The organism is Kurthia populi (assembly GCF_042686175.1).
In the GTDB taxonomy this organism is placed as follows: Bacteria; Bacillota; Bacilli; order Bacillales_A; family Planococcaceae; genus Kurthia; species Kurthia populi.
Genome location: NZ_JBHUOR010000062.1, coordinates 1 through 1,168, shown reverse-complemented (window position 1 = coordinate 1,168; position 1,168 = coordinate 1). Strand labels below are relative to the sequence as shown.

Genomic DNA, 1,168 nt, shown 5'->3' with positions numbered 1-1,168 from the left:
TATTCTATACAAAAACAAAAAAATTACAGATAAAAAGGACTTCGGCATCTTCATTTGCCGAAGTCCTTTCTTTAGCTAGGGTTTTGTCCCAGCCTCTTTTTTATTGCATATGTATTCTTACATTATTATTATTTTTTATAATAAATACTAAAAAATTCCACATTATCATGCATTTTGATATACAATAAAAAGATACCAATCGAATTCCGAAAGGATGATGACCATGCCATTCCAATTAGAGTCCCCATTTATCGATGACTATTTGAAACCGACAGATGTCGTCAACTACCATCACGAACGTATCGAGCAGTTAATCGACGCATTACATGTGGTCGAATTACCAGAATTAGAAAAAGTACGCACTTTTTATGAATATGTACGCGATGAGATTGCCCATTCATGGGATGAGCAAACGCACACCGTTACACGTACAGCATCCGATGTTGTAGAGCATCAAACAGGTATTTGCTATGCTAAGGCGAATTTACTAGCCGCACTACTGCGCCATGAAGGCATTCCAAGTGGCTTTTGCTACCAACGATTAATGCTATTTGATGAGCCACAGCAGGGGTATTACTTGCATGCCTTTAATGCGATTTATTTAACATCGCTCAATCGCTGGGTGTATGCCGACGCACGCGGCAATGTGCAAACGGAGTTATCTCTTGAGGAGCCTGCACTCGCCTTCACTGCCGACGAATCACTTGGGGAAAAAACGTATGACGTCATTTATATTGCACCGAATCCTAAAACGATGCATGTTCTAAAAGAAGCCGAAGATGCACTCGCCATGTACGCAAATGATTTACCGGACACATTGTAGATTTTCATTTGCACACGAAAAGAGATTGGGACAAAGCACGTCATGTTCCTTTTTTAACGTTCGCAACGAAAAACCGGAATCGTGCCTCAGCGCGATTCCGGTTTTTCTTATGCTCTTAGAAGCGGTTGTTTTTATACGTATGTCAAAGCCTCTTTTTATATATGATGCTAGTGGATACGATTATACAGACTTATGCTGTTATTGATCTACTGTAATATAAGCTGCACCATTTGCCTTACGTTGAACTACCCCCACTTAGCCGTTCTTCGAACGTTGCTTGAAGTGGGAGATTCCTACGAACAGTGCTTGCTTGTTTCCAGTTGCTTGAAACAGCGGCTTCACTTT

Annotated in this window: 1 protein-coding gene; it reads left to right on the top strand. The window is 40.6% G+C overall.

Going from position 1 to position 1,168, the window contains the following annotated elements; genetic code table 11:
* The first annotated feature begins 223 nt into the window (after nt 1-223).
* Nucleotides 224-823 (top strand): transglutaminase-like domain-containing protein, encoded by a 600-nt coding sequence (locus tag ACFSY7_RS10345; protein WP_139993475.1) that lies wholly within the window; start codon nt 224-226, stop codon nt 821-823.
* Nucleotides 824-1,168: the final 345 nt, after the last annotated feature.

Bases quoted from the DNA above. Each gene is read 5' to 3' on its own strand.
- ACFSY7_RS10345 (WP_139993475.1), top strand. From the start codon at position 224: ATGCCATTCCAATTAGAGTCCCCATTTATCGATGACTATTTGAAACCG.